This window comes from Protofrankia sp. CiT1, assembly GCF_917627335.1.
In the GTDB taxonomy this organism is placed as follows: Bacteria; Actinomycetota; Actinomycetes; order Frankiales; family Frankiaceae; genus Protofrankia.
Genome location: NZ_CAKJTP010000207.1, coordinates 1 through 5,527, shown reverse-complemented (window position 1 = coordinate 5,527; position 5,527 = coordinate 1). Strand labels below are relative to the sequence as shown.

Sequence of the window (5,527 nt, the reverse complement as noted above, 5' to 3'; positions counted from 1 at the left end):
AGGGAAATGGTGTCCCTTCGTACCGGGCGCCGCGCGGCCCTAACGGACGAGCTCACCTTCGGCACCAAGTCAGCCCGATGTTGACCGGACGGCCAGCCACGATTTTCCATCGCCCCACGTGGCCGGCCACGCCCGGCCCCCACCGCTAACGGGCCGGAGGCCCGGTACCGTCGCCGTACCGGCGGGCATAGTCGGACGCGGGGTAGCGGGCGGCACCTGGTACCCCGCACGGCAGGTGGGATAGCGGACTACCTTGACATCCTCCCGCCCTGAAGGTCGGGGATTCCTACCGTGCGGCTCATGCCGCACCTCGGTGGGTTCCTGCTTCACTGCCCATTGCCACCGCACGCGGTGGGATGATGCGTTTGTTGCGCAAGTATACCGAAGGGCAGCGGCGGCCGGCCCCGATGCTCTAACCCTGCCCGGAACGGCGGGGCTTGCGCGCTACATTTCCAAGGGTCATCCCCAGTACGGGACATCAAGATTCGTTGAAGGACGAAAGGAGGCCCTGCGGTGGACCCCGTGACTATCGACCACGCCCGCCTGCACGCGGTGATCGAGGAACTGGCCGGGCCGACCGACCCAGCCGGCGACCGGGCCGCGACCGTGCTGCACGCCCAGGTCGCGGCCCTGGCGTGGGTCCGCGACACCCTCGGCACTTACCCCGCGCCGGTCCCCATCGCGACCATGATCACCAAGGCCGCCGCGGAGCTGCGCCACGACGACCGCGACCCGGTCGACGTGCTCACCCGTGTCGCGTTGGCCGCCGTCGCCGCGCACCGCACCGCCGCGGTAGCGTGAGCGGCTACGTCCTCGACGATCTTGCCCTGATCGCAGGGCTCACCGATGATGGCGCCGAACACCACCGCCGAGAGCTGTCCCGGCTGCTTGCCGCAGCGATCGACCGCCGCCCCGCCATCGCTATACCCGCCCTGTGCCTGGCTTCCGCAGCCGTCCGCCGGCCGGCCATCGCCGGCCACCTCGCCGAGCTGGTCACCGGCGGCCCGATCGGCGCCATCGAGATCGTCGGCCTGTCCCGCACCGCCCTGGTCGCTCAGCTCCGCACCGAACACCCCCGCCTCAGCTGGCCCGCGCTGCACGCAGCCAGCACCGCCGCCACCATCCGGGTACCGATAGTAACCATCGACCCGGCGCGCTACGCCGACACTGCGGTCGAGGCCATCCCCCTCTGACAGCCACCACGGCAGCAGGGAAGGCGTTCCCCTACAAGATCAATGGTGGGTATTGCCCTTACCTTGGCTATACCCCTGTCCGTCCGGAAACGACGGCTACCAGGACGGCGGTCAGTAGCTGTCGACGGGGATCGCCTGGCCCCCAGCATAGTAGACGGCGGAACGGATCGACAATGGCCAGCTGACCACGAGTCAACGCACCCTCCCGGGCGCGCTTTCGGACCGTCATTTTCGGCGCGTCGGGGACGACGCCATACGCAGGATTGGCCTCGATCGGGGCTGGTTGGGTAGGGAGCTGGCGCGGTGACGCGTAAGCGTTCCGTTTCCAGCTCCCTACCCAACCAGTCCCCGTCACCGCCAGCTCCCTACCCAACCAGGCCCAAATCGTGTGCTCACGAACTGTGGAAACCGGGAGGGACATGGGCGTCGAGGTCCCCCGGGGGATCTCGGTCTACGTCGACGCGGATCTTGCCGTGCGGGTCGCTGGTCACGCGTCGGAGGTGTACGGGCAGCGTCAGATGGCCGTTCGAGATCAGGCCGACGTTAGGTTCGAGGTCTTCGACGGGGATGGCGAGACGGAGATCGGGGAAACGGTCGAACAATGCGGGCAGCGCGATCGCTGCTTCGGCTCGGGCGAGGGGTGCGCCGAGGCAGAAGTGGACTCCATGGCCGAAGGCCAGGTGCTCTTTGGTGGGCCGGGTGACATCGAATTGGTCGGCGGTGTTGCCGTGCAGCTTCGGGTGACGGCTGGCGGCGGCATACGAGGCGAGGATCGCCTCGCCTCGGCGAATGGTCAGGCCGCTGGGGAGGGTGATGTCCTCGACCGCGTAGCGCATCGGTAGGTGAGCGAGGGGGGCTTCGTACCGGAGCGTTTCCTCGATGACGTCTTTCCACCCGGCGCGGCCGGCGCGGACGTGGGCAAGCTGGTGGGGGTGGACGAGGAGGGCCGCGATGGCCTGGTCCAGGAGGCTGACGGTGGTTTCGTAGCCTGCGCCGATCACGAGTAGTAGAGTGTCGACGAGTTCCTGTTCGGTAAGGCCGGAGCCGTCGCCTTCGGTGTCCCGGACGGCAATCAGTGCTGACGTGATGTCGTCGCCGGGCTCGGCTCGCTTGGCGGCAACCAGGTCGGAGAGGATCGCATATAGCTCTTGGGTGTTGGCTGCGGCCTTTTCGGGGGTGAGAGTGGTGTCGAACACTTTGTCGACGGTACGGCGGAAGTCGAAATGGGAGTCCTCGGGTAGGCCCATGATCTTGCTGATCACTTGGATCGGTAAAGGGAAGGCAAAGCGTTCGCGTAGGTCGACGGTCTGGCCGGGCGGGGTAGCGGCGAGGTCGTCGAGGAGGACGGCGGTGATTTGCTCGATGCGGCCGACCATGGTGGCGACGCGGCGGGCGGTGAACGCCGGGCTGACCAGGCGGCGCAGGCGTTCGTGGTCGCCGCCATAGGCGGTGAACATATTCTTTACGGCGACCCAGAGGGCCAGGGGCCATTTGCCGATGATTTCGTCGGGGAACTTCGGCCAGTGCTGGTAGGCGTCCTTGGAGACGCGGGAGTCGGTGAGGAGCTGTTTGAGCAGGTCCGGGTCGGTGACCGACCACGCCTGCACGCCGAGGATGTCTACAAGTGTGGCGGGACCGCGGGCGCGCAGCTCGGTGTCCTCGGCGTGACGGTTTCTGCCTTCGGCATTCAGGACGAGTACCTGTCGGTCCATACGGGAACTCCTCGTAGTGCCGCGTAATGCGACGGCGGAATCAAGCGGTCAAGGCGACACATTCGCTGTCAACAGATCGCCAAACACTTCAAGGGGCGTCTGCCAGTTCAACGGAGATTTTCGGAAACCCCTATTGAAACAATTATTCCGATAAACCCCATTTTCCGGCTTTTGACCAAAAAGTTGTGGATTTTTAGCAGGAGGTCGCCAACAAACCCCCAGCTCGGCGACATGATCATCTGGATCGGAACGCCAGAAATAATGATCATCCTGAGAGCTAAGGATCTGTAATGAATTAACAAATGCATCCTCGGGAGCGTCTTCGCAGGTCGTAGGCCTGCAGAAGGCTCAAAATGAACAAGTTATTTCATTACGAATTCTAATGGTCATCTATAGCGCGAATTCCGACAAGCCGGACATTGACGATCAATGCTCTGAGCTGGATGTTTGAGCTGTGACCCCTGCTGAACAGCTACCAAAAGTTAGCAAAATGAGATTTATCGGAAAATTATTTCAATAGAGGGTTCCGAAAATCTCCAACGTCTCCCGTGGCCTCCCATTCAACTGTATAGCCAGACTATCAAGCTCCGCATGCGAATGCAAGGACAGGTCGGTACCCTTCGGGAAATACTGCCGGAGCAGCCCGTTCGTGTTCTCGTTGGAGCCTCGCTGCCACGGCGAGCTCGACTTTTGCACCTTTCTTGATCGATAGCCATGGCGACCGCCAGGTTGCGCTCCAGCGGGCACGGTCTGGCACATCCGGTCGGGTAGCTGTTCAGCAGGGGGGTCGCTGACAAACCCCCAGCTCAGCGGCATGGTCATCTGGATCGGAACGCCAGAAACAATGATCATTTTGAAAATTAATAGTTATCTATAGCATGAATTCCGACATGTCGGACATTGACGATCATCGCTCTGACCTGGATGTTTGAGCTGTGACCCCTGCTGAACAGCTACCCCTCCCTCACCAGCTTCCGCCGCACCTACGCACGGGCCTAGATTCAGGTGAAGTACTACTACAACCTGACGGTGGACAGTGCGGAGAAGGCGGCGCTCAACACCATGCTGGGAACCTGCTGACAGATTCCACGGGAATCCGTTCCAACAGGCCTGGTCGTCCGTGAGTAGCGCGGCGGGCGACCAGGCCGCCTGTCTGGGTTCATGCGTCCTTCTGTCGTTTCACTGTCAGCCTGTCGGGTGTCCGACGTTGCGCTACCAGGCGACGCCTATAAAAATCGGAACCGTCACGATGGCCACTCGACGTATGGAATTAGCTGGCAGATAACCAGAGAACTCCTCAGGCGTCCCCGCCCCTGTCATACCGGTACGAAAGAAAGGCCAGGTCAGCCGGGGGAAACCACGACAGTGACGAGTGCTTCTCGCCGTGGTCGCGTCTCACCAGCCGCGACGGTGCGCAGGTCGCCGGCACATCTGAGCCCACGCGCCCCGCCAGCCGACACCGCGGGGATCACAAGGTCGACACCACCGGGTCAGCCGGAGTGACGTACCGCCTGCCCCGCACGAACGACACGCCCTGGAAGGAACCATGAGCCGCTGCGAACCTGCGAGCCGAACCCGTATCCGTGCCTACCGCGAAGGCGTCCACGTGCTGCTCATCGCCGAGGGTGAGATACCCACCCCCGGCTTCACCATCACCATCACCCCAAGCCCGCTGCGGATCTTCCCACAGCAATTTGATCTCCAACGCTGCGCGAAGCCCGGCATCTTCCCCCAGCATGTCACCCCGTATCGGCACCTCGAAACGGTCCGCTACCCCGAAGACCAGCCGCAGATCACCGTCCATCACGCCGACGGCACCGACCAGATTCCCATCGAGCCCTGTGGCACGGACCTCGCCGGCTACGCGGCCGCCGTGCGAGGCAGCGCGGAGAAGGCCGCCCCGCCGGCGGCGGATGAGGCCGTGGGCATGTCACCCACCCTCAGCTTCGACGACGCGTTCGCGAAGGCCATCGCGAACCTACCGGCCGTCGACGCCCCGCACGCCGACGCGCTCACCCACATCCAGGTCCTGGAGACCAGCGGCCTGTTCGGCGGGTTCGCCGGGTTCCACCACCTCCTCGTCCGCGTAAGCCGGACTATCACCTGACCGCCGACCAGCCCGCTGCGCCCGTCCGAGGATCGACAAGGTCGGACGGGCGCAGCAGCGGGCGCCCCGGGCAGGTGCGCGTCGGGTGTGGGGTGCGTCAGCCCGGGGCACGTGTACCGCAGCCGCTCCGGTGCCACCGGGTCGGGGTTTTGTCCTTGAAAAAGACCCGCGCCTCATGCGACGGGCCGCTGTGGTCCAAGCCGTAGAACATCAGGTCTGCGCGGGCGATCTCCACCCCTCGGTGGCCGGGGGCAGTTCGAGGGGGAAACGGACGGTTATCGCTACCCTCCTACCGTCGTGCGGCTGGAGAAACTGGCTAGCGGGAGTTTCGCCCCTAATTTGATCTTGGTTGGAGTATTCGCAGCTCATGACCGATGTCGATCTTCCGGAGCTGTATGACCTAAGAGAGCATCTTGTCCTTTTTTGCAATGGTTCAGCCTGTGGGGTACCAGAACTCGGCCACTGGTGCTGACCTGGGGTTTTAGGCTGCGGCTCGTTCGTATTCGTTGATCAAG

Annotated in this window: 4 protein-coding genes and 1 pseudogene; 3 read left to right on the top strand and 2 right to left on the bottom strand. The window is 63.8% G+C overall.

The window, feature by feature from the left end; translation table 11 throughout:
* Nucleotides 1–513: 513 nt before the first annotated feature.
* Complete coding sequence (locus MJ785_RS19995) at nucleotides 514–801, top strand: hypothetical protein (RefSeq protein ID WP_239313386.1); 288 nt, start codon at nucleotides 514–516, stop codon at nucleotides 799–801.
* Nucleotides 798–1,193, top strand: a complete 396-nt coding sequence (locus tag MJ785_RS19990; RefSeq protein WP_239313389.1) for a hypothetical protein — start codon at nucleotides 798–800, stop codon at nucleotides 1,191–1,193. The genes MJ785_RS19995 and MJ785_RS19990 overlap by 4 nt, the downstream gene beginning before the upstream one ends.
* A gap of 392 nt (nucleotides 1,194–1,585) precedes the next feature.
* On the opposite strand, the gene MJ785_RS19985 is transcribed toward MJ785_RS19990, so the two are convergent.
* Nucleotides 1,586–2,905, bottom strand: coding sequence for a cytochrome P450 (locus MJ785_RS19985; protein ID WP_239313392.1), 1,320 nt, complete (start codon nucleotides 2,903–2,905; stop codon nucleotides 1,586–1,588).
* A 513-nt stretch (nucleotides 2,906–3,418) separates the two neighbouring features.
* A pseudogene (locus MJ785_RS19980) lies at nucleotides 3,419–3,586 on the bottom strand (transposase); the annotation flags it as partial.
* Between the two features lie 865 nt (nucleotides 3,587–4,451).
* On the opposite strand from MJ785_RS19980, the gene MJ785_RS19975 reads away from it, so the two are divergent.
* A complete protein-coding gene (locus MJ785_RS19975) occupies nucleotides 4,452–5,012 on the top strand; it encodes a hypothetical protein (RefSeq protein WP_239313394.1) in 561 nt (186 codons plus the stop codon).
* The last annotated feature ends 515 nt before the right edge of the window (nucleotides 5,013–5,527 follow it).